Here is a 26,829-nt window from a genome sequence, read left to right on the forward strand (position 1 = left end):
GCACAATCCAGGCTGCAACGGTAATCCACACACCAGAGCCGGCCGCACAATTCAGGCTGCTACGGTAATCCACACACCAGAGCCGGCCGCACAATCCAGGCTGACCCGGCAACCCACACGCCAGAGTCGGCCGCACAATTCAGGCTGACCCGGCAACCCACACGTCAGAACCGGTCGCACAATCCGCCTGCGCGAGGAAAACCTGCAAAAGTACATCTTTTTCTCGAGGGATACGCCGACTACGGAATATTCCTGCAATTGTGCAGGCTTTTCACCGCGAACGTGGGCTCAGGATCATTTTCGTCGAAAAAGCCTGCACTTTCGCAGGCTTTTCGCCAAAATGAACCATTTTTGTGGAAAAAACCTGCACTTTTGCAGGTTTTCTCCCTTCAAGCCGCGTTGTCCCCCCCCCATTTCAGCTCCACAACCGAGCAAGAGATGCAACCCGTCCGTCGCTGATAAACAATCCGATTTTCGCAAGTTTTCTATACGTTTAAGGAGGTACGTCCGTCCGTTTTCTCACTAAACAGCCTGCACAATCGTGCACAATCGGAGGTTTTTGGCTTGCCCCCGCAGCTGTCACAGGCTTTGCGTCTAGCCCACCGCGCATCTTGCCCGCCGCTTGCGAAGGTGCGCAGGCTTGCCACGCCGGCTCATGAGCGAGCGGCTGTGCAGTCCCGAAAAAAGGGGCCGCCCCAAACTAACCCCGCCCAACGTCCGCCACGGTTGGTGAAAGTTGGCCCAACGGGCAGCCATGGTGGGTGAAAGTTGGCTCAACGGGCTACCACGATGAGTGAAGGTTGGCCCAACGGGCCGCCACGATGGGTGAAGGTTGGCTCAACGGGCCGCCACGATGAGTGAAAGTTGGCTCAACGGGCCGCCACGATGAGTGAAAGTTGGCCCAACGGGCAGCCCCGGTGGGTGAAAGTTGGCTCAACGGGCTACCACGATGAGTGAAGGTTGGCTCAACGGGCCGCCACGATGGGTGAAGGTTGGCTCAACGGGCCGCCACGATGAGTGAAAGTTGGCTCAACGGGCCGCCACGATGAGTGAAAGTTGGCCCAACGGGCAGCCATGGTGGGTGAAAGTTGGCTCAACGTCCGCCGCCATGGGTGAAAGTTAGTTCGAGACAGCCCTTTTCGGCATGTCATCGGCTTATGTGCGCCTTTCGCACCGCGCGCATCTCCCAGCGCGCGGTGTTGCGCTGCATGACGGCGGTTGGTCGACTACTTGTGTTACCGTGCTTCGCGCCAGCCGATCAGGCGTTTAGTTCGCGCCGGCGGCCTGCTGCTCGCTTTTTTGCTGCATATGCGCTTTGGCGTCGATCACTTTGCCGCTGCCGCGCTCGGCGGATGCAGCGCTCATCAGGCTGCTTCCCTGAAAAATGCCGCCTTCCTGAATCACGACGGAACGAACGTCGATGTTGCCGATCAATATGCCGGAGCTCGTTATGATGAGCTTGCCTTTGGTAAAGATGTTGCCTTTGACTTTACCGGCTAAAATGACATCGCGGGCATGAATGTTCGACTGAACGACGGCATTTTCGCCGATTGTAATATCCCCGGCGCATTCGATATCGCCGTTGAACTGGCCTTCGATGCGCACGCTGGCCTCGGAAATCATTTTACCCTCGCAAATCGTGCTTTCGCCGATTAACGTATCGGTCGTTTTGGCATCGATGCTTCTTACTTTGCCGTTTTTGAACATTAGCGTTCATCCTTTCTATCGGAAATGAGATAGGGAGTGGGGTCGATCTGGACGCCGTTCTTATGTACCTCGTAATGAAGATGAGTTCCCGTGCTGCGGCCGGTTGTTCCGACAAGACCGATGTTTTGGCCTTTGGTTACGGTTTCTCCCCGCCTGACGAGCAGCTTGCTCATGTGCATGTATTCCGTCTCCAGCCCGCGCGAATGATCGACAATAATATGATTGCCGTGTTGATCGTCATAGCCGGATTCGATGATTTTGCCGGCCGCCGTCACATAGACCGGATCGCCCAGTTCCCCGTCAAAGTCGATGCCCGTATGCATGGTCGGTTTTTGCGTAAAAGGGTCCCGTCTGATGCCGAAGCCCGATGTGATCGTGTGCGAGACGATCGGCCACAGCGTAGGCGTAATGCTGCGGAGCCGCTCCGCTTCCGCAAGTTTGGCCTCGGATTCCGTCAGATTGCTCAGGAGCTGGTTAATGTCTCCGACAAGCGAGCTGAGCCCTTGCTTCGTATTGGCGACAAGCTGAAATACTTGCCCGGAACTGACGGGCACTTCTTCACCTCCGACATCGTTTCTTGTTCCGGATGGAGTCGGGCTTTTCGTGCTTGTCCCTCCGGTCTGGCTCATCAGTTGGACGACGTGATTCAGCTTTTTGATTTCTTCCAGCTTCGTTTTGAATTCCTCGGCTTTCTGCGACAGGTCGATCAAATTGTTTTGCAGCTGTTCAAGCTCGCCATTTTTAAGGGAAATTTGATCGATCCATTGACGCTCTTGTCCATCAAACGACTCCTGCATCGTGGTCGTCGCTTCATTGAAGTAGGTATTCATCAAGTAAATGGTTGCAAAAAAACCGATCAGCACAAGTGCAATGACGCTGGGCACCACATAAAGGCTGCTTTGTGGAAGCTTGATTCGTACGGTTCGACGGTTGGCGCCCGGAATAATCATTAAGGTCAGTTCCTTTTTACCCCAGATGAACTTCAACCGATATCCTTCCTTTCCGTAACAAAGTCTCCCTCCTTGTTTTCGATTGTATTCGTCAAATCTTCGAGTCATGCCTATTTTATTTGGACAGAAAATCAGTAAGCCCTTTACAGGATGTCCACATGGTACGAGCAGAATTTGGAAAAAAATACATGTTTCACGGAATTCGGTGACATACTAGTGCAGCTTTGCCTATAACTTTTTGATGGTTGGCATCGTCTATACGAGTATAAGGAGGGAATATGAAATGAAGCTGAAAATATTTATGTACACGGCCATCATGGCCATTCTTCTTGCAGGGTGCGAACAAACGGTCGGGACTGCCGGGGAAACGCAGCATCCGGATGCCAGCCCCGCCGCCGGTCAATCGGCATCTCCGCAGCCGACCGCCCCTTCGAGCGCGCCTCCAGTGAGCGCCGCCGAAAGCCCGGCTCCCAGGGTGCCCGCCCAGACTCAAATGGGCAAAGTAACGGCGGTTCGACTCGCCGATGCGAAGTCCGGCTGGGCCGGCGGCGAAGGCTGGATCGCCAGAACCGATGACGGCGGAGCGCATTGGCAAATGCAGTACCAAGGCGCAGGCGCGGTCAAGCAGCTGTTCGCCTTGAATGGCCAGGAGGCGTGGGCGACCGTCGGCGATAACACGGAGCTGCTGAGTACGACCGACGGCGGCAAGCATTGGAGCAAAGCCGGAAAAGCGCCCAACCAGGGCTTCCTGCACTTTGTTTCCAAACAGGAAGCCTACAGTGCGAATGCAAAGACCTTAGACGGCGGCAAAAGCTGGACCCAGCTTGCCGTGCCTGCGAATATCGTGGGGGATGCTTATTTTCACGATAAAGAGAACGGCTGGGCGGCCGTGCAGGCCCAAGGCGCCATCGAAGTGCAGCGTACGCAGGACGGCGGCCGTACGTGGCACAAGGTCATGTCGCGGCAATCGGCAGCGCCGGCTGGTGGAGCCGTCATCCGGTCGGCGGGCGCGAATGACGCATGGATCGAGCTCATCGGCGGTTCCGGGATGACGCAAACGTCGTACTCCTTGTTTCACACAGCAGACGGCGGCAAAACATGGCAGACCGTCATCGCCAATTCGACGGCCGGAGGAGGGCCCGCGCCCGGGTTCCCGCTTGGCTACAACGACGGTCCGTCGAATACGGGGACGAAGCCCGGCCAGCTTTATGTCATGAACGGCCAGGTTGCCTTCATGGGCGGCCAATGCCCGTCTTGCGACAACGGACAAAATACGATCGGCTGGACGAAGGACGGCGGCAAAACGTGGACGAACGGGAAAGCGTCATTCAGCGGATACGGAGAGATGCTGCTGGCAATGGCCGATGCCGAACGGGGCTGGTGGATCACCACGGACAACAAGGAGCCGTCCGTCATGTATACAACCAAAGACGGCGGGGCGAGTTGGACCAAGGCGCACACTTTTGCCAAGCCGCAATAACTTTGTAGAAACTTTGATGAAACTTCTCGATTTGTGTCGCCGTAGTATAAGGTATAAAATAGAATAGATAAGTCTTAGAACAAGGTGGAGACAAAAAGTGAAAACAAAAGTTATTGCAATTTTGACGGCTCTTTTATTAGTCGCTAATACATCGATGGTTGACGCGAAAAGCAGCGCGCCCAGCACGTCGTCACGCTCGGGTTCGTTCTCGACCGGCTCCGGCTCCAAGTCGAACTCCAATTTTAGCGGCGGTTCCAGCAGCAAAACGTCGCCAAGCACATCGACCGACAGCAGCAGCTCGAGTTCCAGCTCCAGCTCCGGTTCGTCCAGCAGCTCGACCTCCTCAGGTTTCAGCGGCGGATCGTCCAGTAAATCGACCGTACCGAGCATGTCCAGTTCCAATTCAAGCTCAAGTACTAGCAGCAGCACGTCGGGCAGCACAGGGTACCAGCGTCCTTCGTCCAGCGTAACAAGCGGAAGCTCGATTAATCCTAACAACGGCAGAACTTACAGCAGAGGCAGCACTTACTCGGAAACCGTTCCGTCCGGAACGCGGGTCAGCAGCTTCTGGCCGGTAGTAGGAGCTTTCGCGGCAGGGTCGATGCTCGGCTCGATGATGCATCCGTGGGGCGGCTATTACCCGGCTTCCGGCGGAGGTTACGTACACCAATCGTTCTCCTTCTTGTCTTTGATTATGGATTTGATTGTGATCGGGGCGATTGTCGGTTTGATCATGTATGTGTACAGAAAGATGCGCAGAAGGAGCTACTAAACGATGAGAATATTATTGGACCAACAGGATGTTTTGGACTCCGTTCATGTGTATATCGCCGCTCAGGATAACCGCGGGAGAGTGGAGGGAAGCGCCCCGCACAACGTTCATGAGGTGGAGCTTTTCTATAACGAACGGCAAGGGTTTTCCGCCAAAGGTTTGTTGTACGGCAGGCAGTACCGTCTGAATGAGCGGGATGTCATCGATGCCGTGGCCGTGTATATGTCGTCCTATTATTCTTTCCGGGCGGACCGTCTGCTGGTCAAGCTTTCCTGGGACGAAGACGGACAGGGAGCATTCAGCGCCGACGTTCTTGTAGAACGGTAATTTCATAATCAGGCATGTCAACGAAAGGATCCGGGGAAACCCGGATTTTTTTATTTTAACCAAGAAATAGGATAGACATCGGTCTTAACGCTCACTTACAATAGTAAGGTCTTACATTTCCATGATTATCCAAACAAACGACGAGGATGGTGTACGATGGAGCAGCTTATTGCAACAGGAAACGGCTGGACGGACATAAGCCCGAAGGAAGCGGGATATGACGCTTCGGCTCTGCAACGGCTTGATGAGCACTACCGGCATTTGATAGACATCGGGACTATTCAAGCTGCGGGCTACTTGCTCGCGCGCGGCGGCCGGGTGTTCGCGCACCGATCGATGGGCAGGCAGACGTGGCAGCCGGACAGCGGGCCTTTGCAGCCGGGAACGATCCGCAAGGTGTATTCGATTACAAAAGTATTCACGGCGGCCGCCATTCACCGGTTGATCGATCAGGGGAAGCTGCACTTGTCGCAAAAAGTAAGTTCAATCGTGCCCGAATTCGATACGGGGCTCCATCGGGATATTAGTATATTTCATTTGCTTACGCATACATCCGGTCTTTCCGCTGATCCGGGCTTTTATGCCGAGCCCTACGGGCTGCCGTGGTACGAATGGTGGTACAGGCAGGCCAAAGAATCGGGCCTGACCGATAATTGGATCAAACTTTTGCTTAGCGGGCCACTGCAAAATGAGATTGGCAAGGAGTGGATCTACTGCTCGGCCGGATACGTCATTTTGGCGGAAGTCGTTTCACGGGTGTCCGGAAAGCCGTATGAGCAGTACGTCATCGATGAAATCGCCGCCCCGCTGGGGATGAAGCACACCTTCTTTGAAGTTCCCGGGCATCTGCACGAACAAGTGTGCTATGTCGACGAATGGGAAAGGGGGGAGTTGTACAATCCCCAGCCGTTCGAGGGACGACCGCCGCGCGGCGGCAACGGTCTTTATTCCACATTGGAAGATTTGTGGCGGTTCGGGCAAATGATGCTGAACGGGGGCGTATGGGGCGGTACGAGGGTATTGTCCAAACGGGCGGTGGAAATCCAGACGACGAATCATCTGCAAGGAATCCCGCACAACGGATGGGGGGACAGGAAAAAAGATTACCCGTTCGGCCTCGGCTGGTCGCTGTACGGCAAAGACCTGTGCTCGCCGGGCACGTTCAACCACGAAGGCTTCGGACACTGCGGCTTGTACATCGACCCGGTCGAACAATTGGTATTCGTATTCTTCGTTCCCAGCATTAAAGGCTACACGGACGAATCCGTCGTCACTCCCCGTGCGATCGCATGGTCGGGACTACTATAAGCGGTCAACCGCGGAAGAAAGGTGAACACCTCTCATGCTTACACAAATGTCATTCAGCCATATCAGTCCGGAAGAGGCGCGGTATGAACCTCAAGCCATCAACCGGCTGAACGATCATTTTCAACAGCTAATCGATAAAAAGAGCATCCAATGCGCCTCCTACATGTTGATGCGGGACGGAGAGATATTTGCCGGCGGAGCGTTCGGCCGATTGTCGCATAAAGACGACAACCATGCGCCGTTCAACATCGATTCGATCCGCAAGTCGGCGTCAGTCAGCAAGCTGTTTACCGCGACCGCCGTGTTTCAATTGATCGAGCAAGGCAAGCTGTTTCTGGATCAGCGGGTTTCCAACTGGATCGAAGAGTTCAAGCATCCTTTATTCGAGCGGATACAAATCTGGCATTTGCTCTCCCACACGTCGGGACTTCAGGCGGATGGCGGCTATTATACGGAGCCGTACTCGCGAGGCTGGTGGTCGGTGCTGTTCGCATTCGATCCTGACCGCGATTCTGAAAAGAAAAGCGAGGACGAGCTTGCGAGATTGCGCCGAACGGCATGGATTCGCGCGATGTTGTCCGGGAAGCCGCTCCATGAGCCGGGCGAAGCTTACGCGTATTCCACTATCGGCTATGCCGCGCTTGCGGAGATTGTCGCCAGAGCGTCAGGGATGCCTTTTGAGAGCTATGTGATGACTCATATCGTGGAGCCTCTTGGCATGACGCGCTCTTTTTACGAGGTGCCCGAATCGCTTCGCTCTGAAGTGTGTACGGTCAACGACTGGGATGAAAAGCATTTGAAAGACGAAGAAGACGGGAACGATCCTTACGCCCACCTTGCAATGCCGCCCCGCGGCGGGTACGGTTTGTATTCTACGCCGGAAGATTTGTGCAAATTCGGGAATATGCTGCTGGGCATGGGAACCTGGCGTGGGGTTAAAATTTTATCCCGCAAATCCGTGGAGCGCATGCTCCGGAAGCCCTCTGGCAAAATCGGCGGAGTGCATTGGGGAAACCGTCTTGAAGATGTTCCGTTCGGGCTCGGCCCCTGGATGCCGAGCGGCGACGAGTGGGTGTCGCCGGGCTCGTTCGGCCATGAAGGGGCCGGGCGCTGCAAGCTGATCGTCGACCCCAGGGAAAGAGCCGTTATCGTGTTCTTCACACCGTCCGCGTCGGATTGGTCGGCCGAGTCCGTCATTTCGCCGCAGACGATCATTTGGTCGGGGTGGCAGTAGCATCCATGAGAACGCTTCCGCAGTCGATTGCCGCAGTAGGCCTCGCCACTTACAAGGAATGGGCGGCGTTTCGGTCGCATATGGCCGTTTCGCTGCTTGTCGGGCCTGTCTTTTATTTGGTTCAGTATTTTATCTGGCATGCGGTGTATGAAGGGCGCGAGCAGATCAATGGCCTGACGCTGCATCAAATGCTGGCCTACTACGGTATTTCCGCCGTCATTCATTATTTGATTTTCGATTTTGCGGACTGGAACTTGCAGATGCTCGTCCGAACGGGGAAGTTCGTGACGTTCGCGCTGCGCCCGATGCCGCACTGGCTGTTCGCCCTGGCCCAAAAGCTGGGGCATCGCACGCTGGGCTTCTGGATCGAGTTCGTGCCGATCGGGCTTTTGTTCCTGTTCGTTTTTCAAGTCGATCTGATTCCGGCTCATCCCGGTTGGGCGGTCTTGTCGATTGCGCTCAGTTTTTTGATGAACTTCATCATCAATTATATGGTGGGGCTGACGGCTTTCTGGCTCGTCAGAGCGGAAGGCATCCGCCGTGTGATGCTGCTGCTGAAAGACATTACGGCGGGCGTGTTCGTGCCGCTTTCCTTTTTTCCCGAGGCGCTGCAAAAAGTGCTGTTTTTCCTGCCGTTTCAGTTCATCGCTTACTTGCCGACGCGAGTCATTATCGGCGATTATGAGCTGGCGGGCATCCGTCTGCCGCTCGCGCAAGCCGTCGCGCTCCAGGCGATTGCGGTGGCGTTGATGGGCGCGTTGATGCTGGTTCTTTATAATGCGGCGCTGCGGCGGTTCACGGGGGTGGGGGTATGAGAGGACTTGCCGCCTGCTTTGCGGCTGTGATCCGCACCAAATTCGGCGAGCAGATGGCGTACCGCAGCCATTTTTTTCTGAGCATCGCGCTGCTTGTGGCGGGCGACCTGATCGTGCCTTTGATTACAGTGCTTGTGTATAAGTCGGGGGCGTCATTTCCGGGCTGGACACTGCATGAAGCGATGCTTATTCAGGCTATTTTCGCTTTATCCAAAGGAATCGCCTTTCCGTTCTTCTTCGGAATGATCGGCACGACGCTCGGGCATGTCCGCGAGGGCACGTTCGATTTGCTGCTGCTGAAGCCGCGCCCGGTACTATTCATGTCGATGCTGTACGGACTTGATGTCGACGATTTTGGCCGTTTGTTCGGCGGGGCGATCTTGTTCGGCTATGCGCTTTCGGGGATTAAGGCGCCGACGGCGGCGGAATGGCTGCATTTTGCCCTTATGCTGTTTGTTTCGCTGACCGTGCTGGCATCGTTCTCGTTTGTCATGTCCGCGCTGTTGTTCAAATGGGTGGGCAGCAGCCGGGTTTACGATATTTTCGATGCGGTCACTGCGTTTGGCATGTATCCGGGGACGATTTTCGCCAAGTCGTTTCAAAACCTGCTGACCTACGTGATGCCGATCGCATTGATTGCTTTTATTCCGGCTCAGGCTCTGCTCGGCCAGGCGGGTGCGGAAACATGGCTGATGACAGCTGCCGCTCTGCTGTTCCTCGCTCTGACGCTGGGCTTCTGGCATCGCATGCTGCGCCACTATACGAGCGCAGGCGGATAAGGAAAGGGAGATTGTATGATCGAGATGCGGGATTTGACGAAAACATATACGACCTATGAGCGCGGGCACACCTGGAAGGAAATGCTCGTGAATGTGTTTCATCGGCCGATGAAGGAAGTGTGCGCGGTGCGCGGCATTTCGCTTCAGGTCGGGCAGGGGGAGATGGTGGCGTTCCTCGGGCCGAACGGCGCAGGGAAATCGACGACGCTCAAAATGCTCAGCGGCGTTCTCCATCCGACGTCCGGCGAAGTCCGGGCGCTCGGGTATGTGCCGTGGAAGCAGCGGCGCGAATATGTGCGGCATATCGGCGCTGTTTTCGGGCAGAAATCGCAGCTGCTGTGGGATATACCGCCGATCGATGCGTTTTATATGAACAAATCGATTTACGGCGTACCCGACAAGCCTTACAAGGATACGCTGGAGGAATTATCGTCCCTGCTCGGCGTAACCGGACTTATTCGCAAGCCGACGCGGCAGCTCTCGCTGGGGGAGCGGATGAAATGCGAATTCATCATGGCGATGCTGCATCAGCCGAAGCTCGTTTTTTTGGATGAGCCGACCATCGGGCTGGATGTCATCGCCAAGGAGAACATCCGTGATTTTATCCGCAGCATGAATAAAAAAGGGACGACGTTTATTTTGACCACACACGATCTGGATGATGTGGAAGCTTTGGCGGAGCGCGTCATCGTCATCAATCACGGGGAGATTGTCTTCGACGATGGCTTGCAGTCGCTGAGAGGGCGGCTCGGCAGCAAAAAGATGGTGCGGATTACGACGGAGAAGCCGCTGCGCGACAGCGATCTGCAGGCAGGCATCCGCCTGCTGAGCAGAGGCGGCGATTGCGAGCTGGAGCTGGAAATCGACACGGAGACGCTGCCGCTCAAGCGTTTTATCGCGGAGATCAATGAAACGTACGGCGTGCACGATATGGCGATCGCGCCTTTGGCGATCGAAACGATCATGAAGGAGCTGTACCACGCGGATGCCCGCCGAGAGGCGGCTCCGGCGGGGCAAGCTTCCCGCTGACGGCCTCAGCGCGGTGGCTGGTCGCCATCGCCGCTTTTTCCGCTGCCGTTCGCGCCGCCGTCATTGCTGCCATTGCCGCCGTTTCCGCCACCCCCGCCGCCGCCGTTGCTCCCGTTACTTCCGTTCCCGTTGAAGAACGTATCGGTGAGCGCGCGGATCTTTTCCATAAACTTCCCGTAGCCGTACCCGGTCAGGAAGGCGACACTGATGCGCGCTGCCATGGAATCGCCTACCTGCAGCAGCAGGATGCCGCTTTTGAACAGCACGATCGTGACGATGGCCGAACCGAAGCAGAGCATGGGGCGCATCACATACCAATAAATCCATTGTGTGGTCAGATTGTGATAATGCTCATGAAACATCCGCAGCCCGTAGAGCGCCCCGCCGAGCGCGCCGGCGAAGCCGAAAGAAGCGTAGTCGCGGTACAGCTTCACATCGATGCCCAGCAGCTTCCCTTGCAGCGTTCCGCTGCCGAGCACGGCCATCATCCAGAGGCTGCCGATGAACCAGACGAGCAAATAAGCGAAGATGAACTGTTTGCCGAACCGCTGAACGGGCTCCATAAAAAAACACCGCCTTACAAATGGTTAATACCATTGTATGAGCGGTGTTTTTGTTGATGACTGTATATAGGGGCGATTCTCGGACAGCTTCAAATGGTGAATGATCGCTTTGGAGCAATCCTGCGCCCGGAACTGCTGGCGGGAGCGGATGTCCGACCGGCGCTGCAGCAGAAGCGGGTACTGCTCCAGCAGCAGCCCGAACCAGTGATCGATCATTTCCAGCGATGTGATCATTTGCCCGTAGCCCTGTTCCTGAAAATATTGGCAGTTCTCTTCCTCCTGCCCCGGAATCGGGCTGTAGAACAGCATCGGGATGCCTTTGGCCATCGCCTCGGTGCAGGTCATGCCGCCGGGCTTGGTGATCAGCAGATCGGAGATGTCCATCAGCTTGTTGATTTCCTGCGTGAAGCCGATCAGATGGACGTTCGGATGCCGGAAAGCCGTTTCCCCGAGAAGCTGCTGGCGCGCTTTTTCGTTCGTGCCCAGGCAGATGAGCAGCTGAACGCGATCTTTCCAGGTGGCGATATAAGTCAGCAGGTCTTCTTTTTCATCCTTCTTGAAAATGCCCCAGCCGCCTCCCATGACCATGACCGTAGGCATATCCTTCAGGCCGAACTCGCTGCGGATTTGCTCTTTGCTGTGCTGGCGGCGAAAATTCGGATGCACGGGGATGCCGGTAACTTCCACTTGCACCGCCGGAACGCCGCGTTCGATCATCCGCTCTCTGACCGTATTCGTCGAGACGAGATATTTGTCTACGGCCGGGTCGATCCAGGTGCCGTGCGCGTCGTAATCGGTGATGACCGTAAAGAGCGGCACGGATAGGCCGGCTCGCTTTAACCGGGATACGATGATGCTCGGAAAAGGGTGCGTGCAGACGATGATATCGGGCTTCAACTGCTCGATCACGGCTTTCGTCTGCGAGTAGAAGAGCCGGTGCAGAGCAAGTCCTGCGACGCGATTCAGCGATTTTTTATGCTGATGGCGGTAGATCATACCATATAGTTTGGGCTGTGTAGTCACCGTGCGGCGGTATGCCGAAAAAATCAAGGGAGCCAGCGTCGGATGCAAAAAGGCGCCGAGCTCGATCACGCGCGTAATAATTTCGGAGGAGCTTTGCCTAAGCTCCACGGACAGCGCGTGCGCGGCTTGAGTATGTCCTTTGCCGAAGCCCTCGGATAAAAGCAGGATCCGTTTTTTGCGCAAGGCACTCACCTTTCTCTGCGATCAAGCCGTAACCGGCTTTTCGCGATCAGACTGTACAAGATTAGACGTTCACTCCGGGGCCTGGCCCTTCACTAACGGGGTTGCCAGCTTTCGTTTTGCGGCATAGCATTTGCGGCATACCGGCACGTAGCTCTCATTGCCCCCGATCTGAATTTGCTCGCCGTGGAATATAGGCTCTCCGTCTTTGCACCGCATATTCATAATCGCTTTTTTGTCGCAGTACCAGCAGACCGTCTTAATCTCCTCAATCGTATCGGCGACTGCGAGCAGCGCGTTGCTTCCTTCAAACAGCTGCCCGAGGAAATCGGCGCGAAGCCCGTAAGCGATGACGGGAATGTCCAAATCGTCCACGATATCGATCAACTGTCCCACCTGCTCTTTATTCAGAAACTGGGCCTCGTCGACCAAAATGCAGTTCGGCCGCTCGTCGCGCGCCATTCGGATCATATCGAGCTGATCGTCGACGACGATGGCGCTTTTGTTCATACCGATGCGGGAGGTGATCTTGCCGACGCCGAACCGGTCGTCCACTACCGGGGTGAACAGCAGCACCTTTTTGCCCTGCTCCTCATAATTGTGGGCAACCCGCAGCACTTCAATCGATTTGCCGCTGTTCATCGTTCCATAACGAAAATATAATTTTGCCAACCCGGCCAGTCCTCTCTGCGTAAATAAAATGAAAGAAAATTCACTGTCAAATGGTAAAAAAGTAAGTCGCGGCCAGCCGGTCCAGTTCGTCCAGCTTTCGTCTGGCGTCGATGCTCGCTTCCGAAGCGGGCCTGCCTGCGATCAGCGGCTGCTTTTTATAAAGCTTGCGAATATTGACTTGAATGCTGCCGGGCACAGGCTCGTAGGCGATTCGAATCCGATGGGGCTCGTACATAAGCACATTCATGATTTCCCCGGCCTGACTGTCGCCGCTTTGCAAAAGCTCCTGAATCAATTCATGGTCGGTGAGCGCGGGAATCCGCTCTTTCGCATCCGGCGAGACTCCGCAGTGGAGTGTCGCGGCTTTGGCCAGCAGCGCGTCCATCGCCAAAAATTCCGGCTGCAGGAAGATCCGGTGATCTTCCACGACGGCGTGGATGAGACCCATAGCGGTATCGGCATCCGCTTCCAAATAATGTCCGCGTATCCGCAGCCTTCTAATCAGCTCGGAAGGCGGCTGCAGATGGCGTCCGGCGGCATAAGTATCTCTTAAAAAGCTGTCTAGGTGATCCAGTCCCATAAGGGTCGTTTTGTTGGTTAACGGGCTGTCCTGATTCAATAAAGATACGATGGAAGCCGGAGACATGCCGTATTTCACTAAAATTTGCTCCACTTCGCCGCTTGTCAGCAGCTGCCCGGTGCGCTCATGATGATCGAATCCGATCGTGCGCTCGATCGCATGGGAAAAAGGCAGATGCCCGATGTCGTGAAGCAGAGCGGCAACCCGCAGCTGCAGATCGTCCGGGAAAAAATGAGCCATGAGCGACCAGACGCCGACGGTGTGCTCGAATCGGGAATGGGTCACGGGCGAAAACAGCGCAGAGGCGCCGAAATGATGCAAAAACTTCAAACGCCGAACCGGCTGCGACCGGAAGAGCGCGATCTCTACCGGGTGAGCTTGAATCTCCAAACGGTATAGAGGCTCCCAAATCGTACCGGAAGTAAACGTGTGCTGAATACTCAAAACAGGGTCCTCCTAGGGTGTGATTCTGGATGGGCGTTTCATTGCAGCGGCTTAAGCTATCATAGCATGAAATAGAGAAGGTTCGCTATCATGAGCGTATGAAATACAATCGCAAAACATGCCTTTTAAGCAGCAGGGACGCGGATGAAGGGGCAAATGCCGGTTTCCGAAAATAGGACTGCCGCCCGGCCGCATAGCCGTTAAGTCCCGGTGTTTGAAAGTGTGGTAAGGGCCTCTTAACCGCACCTTGAAAAAGAATTATTTTTAATAGTCTGAAAATCCATTCTTTTCAATTTTTTCAATTGATCAATAGGAAACCAGATGATAATATAAAATGAAAATAGGATTTTACTGCGTTAAAGCACACCATAGAGTCTGTCCGATGAACCCGGTAGAAAAAATCAGGAAAAGAAAGGTTGCCCAACATGAAAAGAAACGGATTACCTCCCAAACAGGGAATGTATGATCCTCAGTTCGAGCATGACGCCTGCGGCATCGGCTTCGTGGCCAATATTAAAGGCGTCAAATCGCACGAAATCGTCAAGCAGGCGCTTAAGGTGCTTTGCAACTTGGATCATCGCGGGGGCCAGGGCTGCGAAACCAATACCGGCGACGGAGCGGGCATCCTGATGCAAATTCCGGACGCTTATCTCCGGGAGGCATGCAAGCAGGACAATATCAAGCTTCCGGCGGCAGGCAGCTACGGGGTCGGCATGGTTTATTTGCCGCAGGATTTGGAAGCCAGACAAGCGTGCGAAAATATGATCGAACGCATCGTGAACGAAGAAGGTCAGTTCTTCCTCGGCTGGAGAACGGTTCCGACGGATAACAGCTCGCTCGGCGAATCGGCCAAGTCGGCGGAGCCTTTCGTTCGCCAGGTTTTTATCGGCCAAGCAGGGGACACCGCAAGCAACCTCGATTTTGAACGCAAATTGTATGTCATCCGCAAGCTTTCTGAAAACGCTATCTTAACATCTTACAGCAATATTCCGTTCTATTATTCCAGCTTGTCCAGCCGTACTATAGTTTATAAAGGAATGCTGACCCCCGGGCAGGTGGATGCTTATTACTTGGAGCTGCAGGATGACAAAGTGGAGTCCGCGCTTGCGCTCGTTCATTCCCGCTTCAGCACGAACACGTTTCCAAGTTGGGAGCGCGCGCATCCTTACCGCTATTTGATTCATAACGGAGAGATCAACACGCTGCGCGGCAACGTCAACTGGATGCATGCGCGCCAGGCGATGTGCGATTCCGAGTTGTTCGGCGAAGATTTCAAACGCATTCTTCCGATAATCGATACGGCCGGTTCGGATTCACAAATGTTTGACAATACGCTGGAATTTCTGATGCTCGCGGGACGTTCGCTGCCTCATGCGGCGATGATGATGATTCCCGAGCCCTGGTCCAAGCACGAAACGATGGACGACGAAAAGAAAGCGTTTTACGAATATCACAGCACTTTGATGGAGCCGTGGGACGGCCCGGCCGCCATAGCCTTCACGGACGGAAGCATCATCGGCGCGGTGCTGGACCGCAACGGCTTGCGTCCGTCGCGCTATTACGTGACGAGCGACGATTTGATCGTGCTCGCTTCCGAAGTAGGCGTGCTCGATATAGCCCCCGAGCGCATCGTGCACAAAGAGCGCCTGCGGCCCGGCCGCATGCTGCTTGTAGATACGGTCGAAGGGCGCATCGTGTCCGACGAAGAGATCAAAACCCGGATCGCCGGCGAACAGCCGTACCGGGACTGGCTCGACAAGCACCTGGTCAGCCTGGATGAGCTGGAGGACGCGCAGGCGGTGCCCGGCTCCGATTTCGATACCGTGCTGCAGCGCCAGCAGGCTTTCGGCTATACGTTCGAGCAGCTGCGCAAAACGCTGGAGCCTATGGCCAAAACAGGCGTAGATCCCGTCGGCTCGATGGGGATCGACGCTCCGCTTGCCGTGCTGTCGGATCGGCCGCAATTGATGTACAACTACTTCAAACAGTTGTTCGCGCAGGTCACGAATCCGCCGATCGACGCGAACTTCGAAGAGATCATTACCGCACAGGGCACGACCATCGGGCCTGAGCGCAATCTGATCGCCCCCGAGCCGGAAAGCTGCCGCCAGATTTGTCTGAAGACGCCTTTCCTGACGAACGGGGAGCTTGCGAAGCTGCGGCATATTCAGCGCGAAGGGTTCAAAACCGTTACGCTTCCGATTTTGTTCGACGCCGCACAGGGAGCCTCCGGTCTGGAAAGCGCGATGCAGGCGCTGTTTGCCGCCGCCGATCGGGCGATTCAGGACGGAGCGACGCTGCTGATCTTGTCCGACCGCGGCGTTGACGGCAGGAACGCGCCGATTCCGGCGCTGCTGGCAACGTCCGGGCTGCATCACCATTTGATCCGCGAAGGCACGCGCACTAAAGTCGGCCTGCTCGTTGAATCCGGCGAACCGCGGGAAGTGCATCATTTTGCACTGCTGCTCGGCTTTGGCGCAGGGGGGATCAACCCGTATCTGGCGCTCGAGACGCTGGACGACATGATCCGCCGCAAACAGTTGGTCGGCGTGGACACGGAGAAGGCGACGGCCAATTATTTGAAAGCGGCGACGAAAGGCGTCGTCAAAGTTTTGGCGAAAATGGGCATTTCCACGATCCAAAGCTATCGCGGGGCGCAAATTTTTGAAGCGATCGGGCTTAGCCAGGAGTTTGTGGACCGATATTTTACATGGACGTTTACCCCGGTCGGCGGCATCGGCATCGACGTGGTGGCGCAGGAAGCGCTGCTTCGCCATAACCGGGCTTTCTCCGGGCAGGAGGGCCGCGACCGCGTGCTGGATACCGGCGGCGACCTGCAGTGGCGCAAGGACGGCGAGGAGCATTTGTATACGCCGGAGACGGTGCATGCGCTGCAGACGGCGGTGCGGACGAACAACTACGCGATGTACAAACATTTTGTGAAGCTCATCCGGCGGGAGGATGAGAAATATATGGCTCTCCGCGGCCTGCTCAGCTTCAAGGACGGGCGCGAGCCGGTCCCGATCGAAGAGGTGGAGCCGATCGAGTCGATTTTGCGGCGCTTCAAGACCGGAGCCATGTCATACGGCTCCATCAGCAAGGAAGCGCACGAGACTTTGGCGATAGCGATGAACCGCATCGGCGGCAAGAGCAATACCGGCGAAGGCGGCGAGCATCCGGAGCGCTTCGCGCCGGACGCAAGCGGCGATCTTCGCCGCAGCGCGATCAAGCAGGTGGCGTCCGGCCGCTTCGGCGTCACGAGCCATTATCTCGTCAACGCCGACGAGATTCAGATCAAGATGGCGCAGGGCGCCAAGCCCGGCGAGGGCGGCCAGCTGCCGGGATCGAAGGTGTACCCCTGGGTCGCCGAGGTTCGCGGGGTTACTCCGGGCGTGGGGCTGATCTCGCCTCCGCCGCACCATGACATTTATTCGATCGAGGATTTGGCGGAGCTGATCCACGATCTCAAAAATGCCAACCCGCGCGCCCGGATCAGCGTGAAGCTGGTTTCCGAAGTCGGCGTCGGCACGATCGCTGCGGGCGTAGCGAAAGGCAAGGCGGACGTCGTTCTGATCTCCGGCTACGACGGAGGAACGGGCGCATCGCCGCAGACGAGCATCCGCCACGCCGGACTGCCGTGGGAGCTGGGGCTGGCCGAGACGCATCAGACGCTCGTGCTCAACAACTTGCGCAGCCGGATTGCCGTCGAGACCGACGGCAAGCTGATGAGCGGGCGCGACGTGGTCGTGGCGGCGCTGCTGGGCGCCGAGGAGTTCGGCTTCGCGACGACTCCGCTCATTACGATCGGCTGCGTCATGATGCGCGTATGCCATCTGGACACCTGCCCGGTCGGCGTCGCGACGCAAAATCCGGAGCTGCGCAAAAAGTTTGCCGGCGACCCGCAGCATGTCGTGAACTTCATGACTTTTATCGCGCAGGATGTGCGCGAGATTATGGCGGAGCTCGGCTTCCGCACCGTCGAAGAAATGGTCGGGCGCACCGACGCGCTGGAGTCCAGGCAGGCCGTCGAGCATTGGAAGGCGAGGGGCATCGACTTGTCGCCGCTGCTGCACCAGCCGGAAGCCGGCGAAGACGTGGGGCGCTTCTGCCAAATCGAGCAGGATCACGGCCTGGACCGTTCCCTCGACATGACGCGGCTGCTGGCCATCTGCGAGCCTGCGCTGGAACGGAAGGAGCATGTGCATGCGATCCTTCCGATCGCCAACACGAATCGTGTCGTCGGCACGATTCTCGGCAGCGAAGTCACCCGCCGCTATGGAGCGGAAGGGCTGCCGCACGATACGATCCGCCTGCATTTCAACGGCTCGGCGGGCCAAAGCTTCGGCGCTTTCGTGCCGAAGGGGATCACGCTTTCGCTGGAAGGCGATGCCAACGACTACGTCGGCAAAGGATTGTCCGGCGGCAAGCTGGCGATTTTCCCGCCCGCCAAGTCCGTATTCGTGCCGGAGGAGAACATCATCATCGGCAACACCGCTTTTTACGGCGCGACCGATGGGGATGCTTACATCCGCGGCATAGCCGGCGAACGCTTCTGCGTGAGAAACAGCGGCGCGCGTGCAGTCGTGGAAGGCGTCGGCGATCATGGCTGCGAGTACATGACCGGAGGGCGCGTCGTCGTGCTGGGGCGAACGGGCCGCAACTTTGCCGCAGGCATGTCGGGCGGCATCGCCTACGTGCTCGATGAGCAGGGCGATTTTGCCGGCAGGGTGAACAGGGAAATGGTTTTGCTCGAACAGTTGGAAGAAACTTACGAAATGAATGAGCTGAAGACGATGATTCAGCATCATGCCACGTTTACCGACAGTTCGGTTGCCCATCACGTGTTGAACAACTGGGAACAATTCGTCTGGAAGTTTGTGAAGGTTATTCCGAAGGACTACAAACGGATGTTCGAAGCGATCGAGAAGGTGAAACGTTCCGGACTCAGCCAGCAGGAAGCGGTTATGGTCGCTTTTGAGGCGAACATGAAGGACGTGTCGCGCGTCGGCGGCAATTAGGAGTTTGTCCGACGGAGTTACTTTTGTGCATACCGGATGAATCATGACCGCATATATTGCCGCTTACGCTGCATGATTACTATCATTTTGCAGATATATACCTTCTGCTGAGTTCTTCGGACAGACTCCCAGGAGTTTGTCCGCGAAATTCCGCAGGTTTTCGGCGTTAACGAACGCGGCCGGCGCCATTCTTTTACGCAGCCGGCCTTCCTGCGGAAAGCTCAGCGAAAGGTCATAAAGCCGGCTTTCCTGCGGAAAACTCAGCAGATGCTCACGAAGATAGTTTTCCTGCGGAAAACTCAGCAGATGCTTACGAAGATAGTTTTCCTGCGGAAAACTCAGCAGATGCTCACGAAGATAGTTTTCCTGCGGAAAACTCAGCAGATGCTTACGAAGACAGTTTTCCTGCGGGAAGTTCAGCAGATGCTTACGAAGCCAGCTTTCCTAACGGAAAGCTCTTAGGAGGAAACACAATGGGCAAACCAACTGGGTTTATGGAATATAGCCGTGAAGTAGCGTCCGAAGCCGCCCCGCTGGAGCGTATCGGCCACTGGAACGAGTTTGCGGTTCCCCTTACCGAGGAAAAGCTGCAGACGCAAGGCGCCAGGTGCATGGACTGCGGCATTCCTTTTTGCCATACGGGCAAGCTGATCAGCGGAATGGCCGCCGGTTGTCCGGTCAACAACCTGATTCCTGAGTGGAACGATCTGGTCTACCGCGGGCAATGGAGGGAAGCGCTGGACCGCCTGCACAAGACGAACAATTTCCCTGAATTTACGGGGCGCGTCTGCCCCGCTCCATGCGAGGGCTCATGTACGGTTGGGCTGAAAGATACGCCCGTTACGATCAAAAGCATCGAAAAAGCGATCGTCGACAAAGGCTTCGCCGAGGGCTGGATTACGGCCGAACCGCCCGAAGTCCGCACAGGCAAAAAAGTGGCCGTCGTCGGGTCAGGTCCGTCCGGTCTGGCGGCCGCGGCGCAGCTCAATAAAGCCGGCCATTGGGTAACGGTGTTCGAACGGGCCGATCGCATAGGCGGGCTGCTCATGTACGGAATTCCGAACATGAAGCTGGATAAAAAATACGTGCAGCGCCGCGTCGATTTGCTGGAAGCGGAGGGCGTTACGTTTATTACCGGCGCTCATGTCGGCGTGAACTACCCGGTAGAAAAGCTGCAGGAGGAATTCGACGCGATTGTGCTGTGCGGCGGCGCGACCAAAGGACGCGATCTGCCGATCGAAGGCCGCGAGCTGGGCGGCATTCATTTGGCGATGGAATTTCTGGGCAAAAATACAAAAAGCTTGCTCGATTCCGAGCACGCCGACGGCGCATTCATCACGGCCGAGGGCAAAGATGTCATCGTGATCGGCGGCGGCGATACCGGAACGGACTGTGTGGGCACTTCATTGCGCCACAAGTGCAAAAGCGTCACGCAGTTCGAAATCATGCCCAAAGCGCCGGAGACGCGGGCGGCGAACAATCCTTGGCCGGAGTGGCCGAAAGTGCTGAAGGTGGACTACGGCCAACAGGAGGCCGCCGCCGTTCAGGGCGAGGACCCGCGCCGATATCTCATCAACACGAAGAAATTCGTCGGCGATGAGAATGGCAACCTGAAGGAGCTGCACACGGTGCTGATCGAGTGGCAAAAGAACGAGAAAGGCCAGTTCGTGCCGGTAGAAGTTCCAGGCAGCGAAAAAGTGTACCCGGCCCAACTGGCGCTTATCGCCATGGGCTTCACCGGCCCGGAGAATACGATTCTGGAGCAGCTCGGCATCGATAGAGACGAGCGATCCAACGCGAAAGCCGAGTACGGCAAATTCGCCACGAACGCCCAAGGCATCTTCGCCGCAGGCGACATGCGCCGCGGGCAAAGCCTCGTCGTCTGGGCGATCAACGAAGGCCGCGCCGCCGCCCGCGAAGTGGACCGCTACCTGATGGGAGCGTCAAATCTGCCATAATTCTACAAGCAAAATGCAAAGCATCCTTTGTTGTAGGCGGCATCGCCGGCTTCCGTGCGGAAAAAGCCTGCAAAAGTACAGTTTTTTGCTCGATGAGACGCTCACAACGAAAAATTCCTGCAAATGTGCAGGCTTTTAAGCGTGAACATGGGCTTAGGCCCATTTTCATCGAAAATTCCTGCACAATCGCAGGCTTTTCCTCCAAATGGACCGCATTTACGGAAAAAGCCTGCACTTTCGCAGGTTTTCCCGGCTGCCATGCCAAAAGAGCCGCTATAATGAGGCACAGGAGGTTGATTACCGGTGCCTTTTCCTAACGCGCACGAATCCCGGCGCGCGTTTCGGCGCCTGCACATGGCGGCGTACCACTCGGCTTGCCTTGGGGCAAGTCCGGTTGCCCAGGCTTGCCGCTTCCGGAGCAAGTCCCGGTGCCAAGGCTTGCCACCTCGGAACAGTCCGGGCGTATGTATTCGAACAGGCTGTCCTTACGGTTGTTTTGATCGTATGGGGCGGCCTTTTTAGCACGTCCATATCCCATTTGCCGCCCGCATCGGGCGTCGGGGTCGTAGTTAAATTATGGAATCCCCACATAATCGCTAGCTTTTATAGTATAATTAATAATATATTTAATAAATATACCAATTTTAACCATTGAAAGGACGTATTTATTGAATGAATCGCAATGCAATTCGGACTCTGTTTTCATTTTTGGCGGTTCCTGTGCTGACGGTTTCGTTGGCGGTGCCGGCTTTTGCTGCTGATAAAAATTACAATATCACCGTCCATACTGCAAACGTGGCCGACGCCGGAACGGACGCCGACATTTATATAGGTCTCAACGGCAGTCTCGGGAACTCTCCGATGGTTAAAATGGATAAACCGTACTATGACGATTTTGAACGAAATTCGACGGACACGTACACATTTTCTTTCAGCGACGTAGGCATTGTCAAATCGGTTACGTTATGGAACAACATGACGGGAAATAAGGCCGAATGGCTTGTGGATTATGTCATGGTGAACGACGGCACGAATATTTGGTATTACTACAATACGAACGATAGCTGGACTAATCTTTATTCACAAAGCGTTACTTTAAACAAACAGTAGATAATAGTTAGTAGTAAGTAGCTAGTAGATAGCGAACGATCGCGAATTTGAGGCGTACTGCGGGCGCTGCGTGGCGGCGGCCGCTCCGGGTCAGGCCCGATGGCAGTCGGCGCTTGGCATTCCATTTTGTCGTCTCGCAGCAGCCGTGCAGAATTTTCTGCCCGGTTTTTTTCATGTGGGGCCGGCCCTCTGGGTTAAGGGGAAACAAAGCGTGAACATTTTCGGCTAATCATGTAAAATAGAAGGAACAGGCGGCCCAGGGGCTCAGGCACGAGCCGCCCGAATCGAGCGGAACCATGGGGTGAGCGCGTGAAGAAGGAAGATTTCGTTACGCAGGCGGAACTAAGCGCACTGCTTTCTAACAGCGGCAATTCCATGCAGGCTGACGAGCATCAGAACGGCCGCGGGCTCCATTCCTTGCATGAGGCGGTGCTGCTGCTTGCCAAGCAGATTGAACTGCTGCAAATCCAGATGCAGGGGCAATTCCAACTGCAGCAAAAGGAGCAGGAGCAGCTGCTGAGGCATTTCAAATACCAGCTTGAGCATTATTTACGGCAGCAGCAGGCGGTTGCAGGCATCGAGCAGCCGCAGCAGTCCCAACTGCCGCAGCTTGCGGCGGAATATGCCGGAGCGGAAGTGTCCGCGGCGGACATTGAGGCTGCTGAAGCGGCCAATCCGGCGGCCGGCGAACAGCCGCCTGCATTTTCCCGCGTGCAAACGTACGGGAAAACCCGAAAAAGAAAAAAATCTTTGTTCGGAAGATTGTTTGAATAAAAGCAAAAAAGCCATTTTCATGACGGACGCCCTGCAAAGGTTCCTTCCATCGTTGAAATTGGCTTTTTGTTTGTGTTACAGCAGGCCTTCGTCGTGAGCTTTTTTGGACGCTTGTATGCGGTCGCGCACGTCCATTTTGGAGTAGATGCTGGAGATATAGTTTTTCACCGTACCTTCGGAAAGGTACAGTTTCTCGGCGATCTCCTTGTTGCTCAGGCCGTCGGCGATGCAGTGCAGCACCTGGACTTCGCGGTCGCTCAATCCGTACGCGTCGGTGCGGACGGTTTCCTCGACTTCCTTGGCGTCGAAATCGCGTTCTTCGAACGTTTGAGCTCCCCGCGCTTGCTTGACGAGCATTTTGGCGATGTCCTGCGGGATCAGCGTGCCGCCTTGGTGCACCCATTTGATGCCGGCGGCCAAATCTTTCGGATGTATCGCCTTGAGCAGATACCCTTCCGCGCCCGCGCCCAGCGCATCCATCACATAGTTGATTTCCTGAAACGTGGTCAGGATAATAACGCGGGTGCCGGGCCATTTTGTTTTAATTTGCCGCGTGGCTTCGACCCCGTCCATGACAGGCATGTGAATATCCATCAGCACGATATCCGGCTGCTGCTCTTCGCACAGCTTTATGGCGGCGCAGCCGTTCTCGGCAAGTCCGACTACGGTAATGTCCGGGTCCATATCCAGCACGATATGGAGGCTTTCTCTAATTAAATCCTGATCGTCGACCAAGAGCAGCTTTAATGGGCTTGAGTTCATCGGTTTACCCTCCTGAACATATTGTACCACTGGCATGCACAACTAAAAAGCAGGCTGCCGCCTGGCAGGGATCTTACAGGAAACTACCGTTCCCTGATCGGGTACGGAGCGGACCTGAAGTGTGCCCTGAAGGGCGGCGATGCGCTCCTGCATCGCGCTGATCCCGAAGCCGGCTTTCAATTGTTCCGCGCCGACACCGTTATCTTCAATGGTGAGCGCCACCTGGTCGCGGCAGTAAGCGAGCTTTACTTCAATGGCCGTAGCCCTGCCGTGCCGTTTGGCATTGGTTAGCGATTCCTGCAGGCAGCGGATGAGCGAAAGCTGCGTCTGCTTGGCAAGTTCATATTCGTCTCCGTCCATCATGAACCGGATCTGGGTTCCGGTATGCAGCGAGAACTCGCCTGTCAAGTGGGTAAGCTGGTAAGAAAGCAGCATGTCGCCGCCGTCAGGCACCATCTGATGAATGCTGCGGCGGACTTCTTCCAGACCGCTTCTGGTAACGTTGCGCAGCACGTCCAGCTTTTCCTTGGCTTTTTCCGGCGATGCTTCAATCAAATAAGCGACGGCATCCATCCCCATGATGACGGACGTAAACGTATGGCCAACGGTGTCGTGCAGTTCCCGCGCCATGCGATTGCGTTCCTCCAGAAGCGTAAGGTGTTCAATTTGGTTGGCGTATTGCTCCAGCGCCTTGTTTTGCTCATGGATCAGCATGTATTGATGCTGGTTTTCGGCCAGCAGGCGCACTGTTTTTTCATTGGAAGTGACGACCCGCTGCAGAGAGATTCCGATGGCAAAAGCGAGCGCCGCATTCATCATCTGGCCGAGCACATCTGCTAATAGATTGCGGCTTTCCAGGAAGAAAAAATAAGAGAAAGGCACGATCAGCAGAAAAATGGGCGCGATCCACCATGCATTTTTTCGGTCGGTGAGGAATCCGATGATCATTAATGGGCAATTAATAAGAGAGTAGGCTTCTTTCTCTGCCCAAGATAGATAGATTTGCATAGGCGCATTCGTCAAAAGCACGGCAATCGGGTATAAAGTGGGGTTGATATAATTAGGCCGCCAAAACAGCAGCGGCAGCAAATAGCTAATCAGGATGCCGACGATAGTAATCGATACGGAAGCATGCTGGAACTCGTTTAAATGCAGCAGAATATAGAGCAGGCTAATAACGGTCGTACCTATCAATATAATAAAAAGAGACCATTCCGCGCCATGCCACTGTCTTCTTTGGACCATGCCCAAGCTCCTTTGCAGCGTTGTTGACCTTATGTTTATTGTACATAAAAAAAACCGGTTTCCATAGTGAGCCCAGTCATGGCTGTCATATGACTTTGCATGTGACTCCGGCATGACGATCGCCACTAGGAACGTGAAAAGACCATTTGCTAAGATGGATTTAATTGAAAAAGGAGAGGATTTAATGAAAACGGCAAATCCCGATGCACCCATTGTGCAAATCAGACGCGTTTCCAAAAAAATCGGTTCCAAGACGATCATCGACCAGCTCAGCTTTGACGTGCCGCGGGGAGAAGTGTTCGGCTTTTTGGGGCCTAACGGCGCGGGCAAAACAACGACGATCCGCATGATCGTAGGGCTCATGTCGATCACGGAGGGCGATATCCTTATCGGCGGCCGGTCGATCCGCACGCATTTCGAGGAGGCGATCCGCCATGTCGGCGCTATTGTGGAAAACCCGGAAATGTATAAATTTTTAAGCGGCTACCAAAATCTCATCCATTACGCCAGAATGATTCCCGGCATTAAGGAAGATCGAATTCAGGAAGTCATTACGCTCGTCGGGATGGAGAACCGGATTCATGATAAAGTCAAAACCTATTCGCTCGGCATGCGCCAGCGTCTGGGAATTGCGCAGGCACTGCTGCATAAGCCGTCCGTGCTCATTCTGGATGAGCCGACGAACGGACTGGACCCGGCCGGAATCCGCGAGCTGCGCGATCATTTGCGCAAACTGACCCGCGAGGAAGGGATCTCCGTCATCGTATCCAGCCACCTGCTCGCCGAGATGGAGCTGATGTGCGACCGCGTAGCGATTATCCAAAACGGCAAGCTCGTCGACGTCAGGCCGATCGGGGAGTTCGTGCAGACCGGCGAAGCGATGCAGGTCGCTTTCGAGGTCGAGCCTTTGGATAAGGCGGCTGCGCTGATTGCCCAAATATCGCCGGAAACGGGCTTCGAGGTGCGGGGCGCCTCGCTCGTCATGGTGCTGGAAAAAGCCCGGATAGCGGAGTGGAACAAGCGCTTCGTAACGGCTGGCCTTCAAGTCTACGGGATTCGGACCGCGGCGAAATCGCTGGAAGATCAATTTTTGGAAATGACGGGAAGTGATCAGATTGCTTAACTTGGTGCAGAACGAGAATATGAAAATTTACCGCAGGCTGCGGACGTGGATTCTCTGTTTGCTGCTGATCGTTTTCGTCGGCTTCGCGGCGGCTTTCGCTCATGACGGCGTGCAAGCGAAGCAATCGGAGTGGCGGACCAACACACAGCTTTTGATCGAACAACAGAAAAAAGATATGGTGAATCCCGGCATGCCGACGCGCCTCAAGGACGAATTGCGGAAAGAAATCGCGCTGAGCCAGTATGCTCTGGATCACGATATCCCGCCTATCGGGACGACGATGTGGGGCGGCGTGCAAACGGCGGCCGGGCTGGTAAGCATAGTCACGTTGTTTACCGTCATCATTGCCGGAGACATGGTGGCGGGCGAATTTACGTGGGGGACGATCAAGCTGCTGCTGATTCGCCCTGCGAGCCGCTCGAAAATATTGCTGTCCAAATACGCGGCTACCTTGCTGTTCGCAGCCTTTTTGCTTGTCGTTTTGTTCGTCAGCGCGCTGATCATAAACGGGCTTCTCTTCGGCGTCCACAATCTGGGGATGCCTTACTTGACGGCCGGCGCCGACGGTGTCGTCCATGAGAGCGGCATGCTGGGGCACATATTGTCCGTATACGGTCTGAAGCTCGTTGAACTGATCATGGTGGTCACTCTTTCGTTCATGATCTCCACGGTATTCCGCAGTTCCTCGCTTGCGATCGGCTTAAGCATCTTCATCATGACGGCCGGACAAATCGTGACAACGCTGCTGCTGCGCTACAGCTGGGGCAAATACTTTTTGTTTGCCAACACGGATCTGACGCAGTATTTGGACGGTCAACCGCCTGTGAATGGAATGACGATGGGCTTTTCCATTACTGTGCTGCTTTTCTACTATCTGCTTTTTATCGCGCTCTCCTGGGAAATATTCCGCAGAAGGGACGTAGCGGCGTAACAAATGAAAACTGCGCTTCTCCCAGGCGGGATGCGCAGTTTTTTT

At 55.5% G+C, this 26,829-nt stretch carries 22 protein-coding genes; 14 read left to right on the forward strand and 8 right to left on the reverse strand.

Annotated elements, in window-relative coordinates; all coding sequences use genetic code 11:
- Positions 1–1,266: 1,266 nt before the first annotated feature.
- Positions 1,267–1,707 carry a polymer-forming cytoskeletal protein gene (locus AC6RNO_RS32000; RefSeq protein ID WP_497107891.1) on the reverse strand — a complete coding sequence of 147 codons (441 nt, stop codon included), beginning with the start codon at positions 1,705–1,707 and terminating at the stop codon, positions 1,267–1,269.
- Entirely contained in the window at positions 1,707–2,693 is a 987-nt protein-coding gene (locus AC6RNO_RS32005) for a M23 family metallopeptidase (protein ID WP_488434241.1), read from the reverse strand. Before AC6RNO_RS32005 ends, AC6RNO_RS32000 begins: the two co-directional genes overlap by 1 nt.
- Positions 2,694–2,940: 247 nt before the next feature.
- Between AC6RNO_RS32005 and AC6RNO_RS32010 the strand changes: the two genes are divergently transcribed.
- The 8 genes from AC6RNO_RS32010 to AC6RNO_RS32045 all read left to right on the forward strand — a co-directional run bounded on the left by AC6RNO_RS32010 (position 2,941) and on the right by AC6RNO_RS32045 (position 10,401).
- Positions 2,941–4,137: a WD40/YVTN/BNR-like repeat-containing protein gene (locus tag AC6RNO_RS32010; RefSeq protein ID WP_497107892.1), complete on the forward strand. Its 1,197-nt coding sequence runs from the start codon at positions 2,941–2,943 to the stop codon at positions 4,135–4,137.
- Between the two features lie 97 nt (positions 4,138–4,234).
- Positions 4,235–4,909, forward strand: coding sequence for a hypothetical protein (locus tag AC6RNO_RS32015; protein ID WP_497107893.1), 675 nt, complete (start codon positions 4,235–4,237; stop codon positions 4,907–4,909).
- Between the two features lie 3 nt (positions 4,910–4,912).
- On the forward strand, positions 4,913–5,236 hold the full coding sequence (locus tag AC6RNO_RS32020; protein ID WP_497107894.1) for a DUF2653 family protein: 324 nt from the start codon (positions 4,913–4,915) through the stop codon (positions 5,234–5,236).
- A 156-nt stretch (positions 5,237–5,392) separates the two neighbouring features.
- Entirely contained in the window at positions 5,393–6,544 is a 1,152-nt protein-coding gene (locus AC6RNO_RS32025; RefSeq protein WP_497107895.1) for a serine hydrolase, read from the forward strand.
- Positions 6,545–6,578: 34 nt separating this feature from the next.
- On the forward strand, positions 6,579–7,778 hold the full coding sequence (locus tag AC6RNO_RS32030; RefSeq protein ID WP_497107896.1) for a serine hydrolase: 1,200 nt from the start codon (positions 6,579–6,581) through the stop codon (positions 7,776–7,778).
- Between the two features lie 5 nt (positions 7,779–7,783).
- A complete protein-coding gene (locus tag AC6RNO_RS32035) occupies positions 7,784–8,593 on the forward strand; it encodes an ABC-2 family transporter protein (RefSeq protein ID WP_497107897.1) in 810 nt (269 codons plus the stop codon).
- The gene (locus AC6RNO_RS32040; protein ID WP_488434249.1) at positions 8,590–9,372 is read left to right on the forward strand and encodes an ABC transporter permease; all 783 of its coding nucleotides are present in this window, start codon (positions 8,590–8,592) and stop codon (positions 9,370–9,372) included. The genes AC6RNO_RS32035 and AC6RNO_RS32040 overlap by 4 nt, the downstream gene beginning before the upstream one ends.
- A gap of 15 nt (positions 9,373–9,387) precedes the next feature.
- Complete coding sequence (locus tag AC6RNO_RS32045) at positions 9,388–10,401, forward strand: ABC transporter ATP-binding protein (protein WP_488434250.1); 1,014 nt, start codon at positions 9,388–9,390, stop codon at positions 10,399–10,401.
- A gap of 5 nt (positions 10,402–10,406) precedes the next feature.
- On the opposite strand, the gene AC6RNO_RS32050 is transcribed toward AC6RNO_RS32045, so the two are convergent.
- From AC6RNO_RS32050 to AC6RNO_RS32065, 4 genes are all read right to left on the reverse strand, one after another.
- A complete protein-coding gene (locus AC6RNO_RS32050; RefSeq protein WP_497107898.1) occupies positions 10,407–10,964 on the reverse strand; it encodes a hypothetical protein in 558 nt (185 codons plus the stop codon).
- Positions 10,965–10,988: 24 nt separating this feature from the next.
- A complete protein-coding gene (locus tag AC6RNO_RS32055; RefSeq protein WP_488434252.1) occupies positions 10,989–12,170 on the reverse strand; it encodes an MGDG synthase family glycosyltransferase in 1,182 nt (393 codons plus the stop codon).
- A 69-nt stretch (positions 12,171–12,239) separates the two neighbouring features.
- Positions 12,240–12,839 carry a thymidine kinase gene (locus AC6RNO_RS32060; RefSeq protein WP_497107899.1) on the reverse strand — a complete coding sequence of 200 codons (600 nt, stop codon included), beginning with the start codon at positions 12,837–12,839 and terminating at the stop codon, positions 12,240–12,242.
- Positions 12,840–12,885: 46 nt separating this feature from the next.
- Positions 12,886–13,863: an HD domain-containing protein gene (locus tag AC6RNO_RS32065; protein WP_474682226.1), complete on the reverse strand. Its 978-nt coding sequence runs from the start codon at positions 13,861–13,863 to the stop codon at positions 12,886–12,888.
- Between the two features lie 425 nt (positions 13,864–14,288).
- On the opposite strand from AC6RNO_RS32065, the gene gltB reads away from it, so the two are divergent.
- The 4 genes from gltB (at position 14,289) to AC6RNO_RS32085 (ending at position 22,723) form a co-directional block, all read left to right on the forward strand.
- Complete coding sequence (gltB, locus tag AC6RNO_RS32070; RefSeq protein ID WP_497107900.1) at positions 14,289–18,881, forward strand: glutamate synthase large subunit; 4,593 nt, start codon at positions 14,289–14,291, stop codon at positions 18,879–18,881.
- A gap of 473 nt (positions 18,882–19,354) precedes the next feature.
- A complete protein-coding gene (locus AC6RNO_RS32075; protein WP_474682228.1) occupies positions 19,355–20,839 on the forward strand; it encodes a glutamate synthase subunit beta in 1,485 nt (494 codons plus the stop codon).
- 672 nt (positions 20,840–21,511) lie between these two features.
- Positions 21,512–21,949 (forward strand): PLAT/LH2 domain-containing protein, encoded by a 438-nt coding sequence (locus AC6RNO_RS32080; RefSeq protein WP_474682229.1) that lies wholly within the window; start codon positions 21,512–21,514, stop codon positions 21,947–21,949.
- Positions 21,950–22,258: 309 nt separating this feature from the next.
- Positions 22,259–22,723: a hypothetical protein gene (locus AC6RNO_RS32085; RefSeq protein ID WP_497107901.1), complete on the forward strand. Its 465-nt coding sequence runs from the start codon at positions 22,259–22,261 to the stop codon at positions 22,721–22,723.
- 75 nt (positions 22,724–22,798) lie between these two features.
- Here AC6RNO_RS32085 and AC6RNO_RS32090 read toward each other — a convergent pair whose 3' ends face one another.
- Together AC6RNO_RS32090 and AC6RNO_RS32095 are read right to left on the reverse strand one after the other, a co-directional pair.
- On the reverse strand, positions 22,799–23,485 hold the full coding sequence (locus tag AC6RNO_RS32090; protein WP_497107902.1) for a response regulator: 687 nt from the start codon (positions 23,483–23,485) through the stop codon (positions 22,799–22,801).
- 42 nt (positions 23,486–23,527) lie between these two features.
- A complete protein-coding gene (locus AC6RNO_RS32095) occupies positions 23,528–24,730 on the reverse strand; it encodes a histidine kinase (RefSeq protein ID WP_497107903.1) in 1,203 nt (400 codons plus the stop codon).
- Between the two features lie 184 nt (positions 24,731–24,914).
- Here AC6RNO_RS32095 and AC6RNO_RS32100 point away from each other — a divergent pair, with 184 nt between their 5' ends.
- Both AC6RNO_RS32100 and AC6RNO_RS32105 read left to right on the forward strand, forming a co-directional pair.
- A complete protein-coding gene (locus tag AC6RNO_RS32100; protein WP_497107904.1) occupies positions 24,915–25,853 on the forward strand; it encodes an ATP-binding cassette domain-containing protein in 939 nt (312 codons plus the stop codon).
- Positions 25,837–26,784, forward strand: a complete 948-nt coding sequence (locus AC6RNO_RS32105) for a DUF2705 family protein (protein ID WP_497107905.1) — start codon at positions 25,837–25,839, stop codon at positions 26,782–26,784. Before AC6RNO_RS32100 ends, AC6RNO_RS32105 begins: the two co-directional genes overlap by 17 nt.
- Positions 26,785–26,829 lie beyond the last annotated feature (45 nt).

This window comes from Paenibacillus sp. sgz302190 (genome assembly GCF_059820445.1).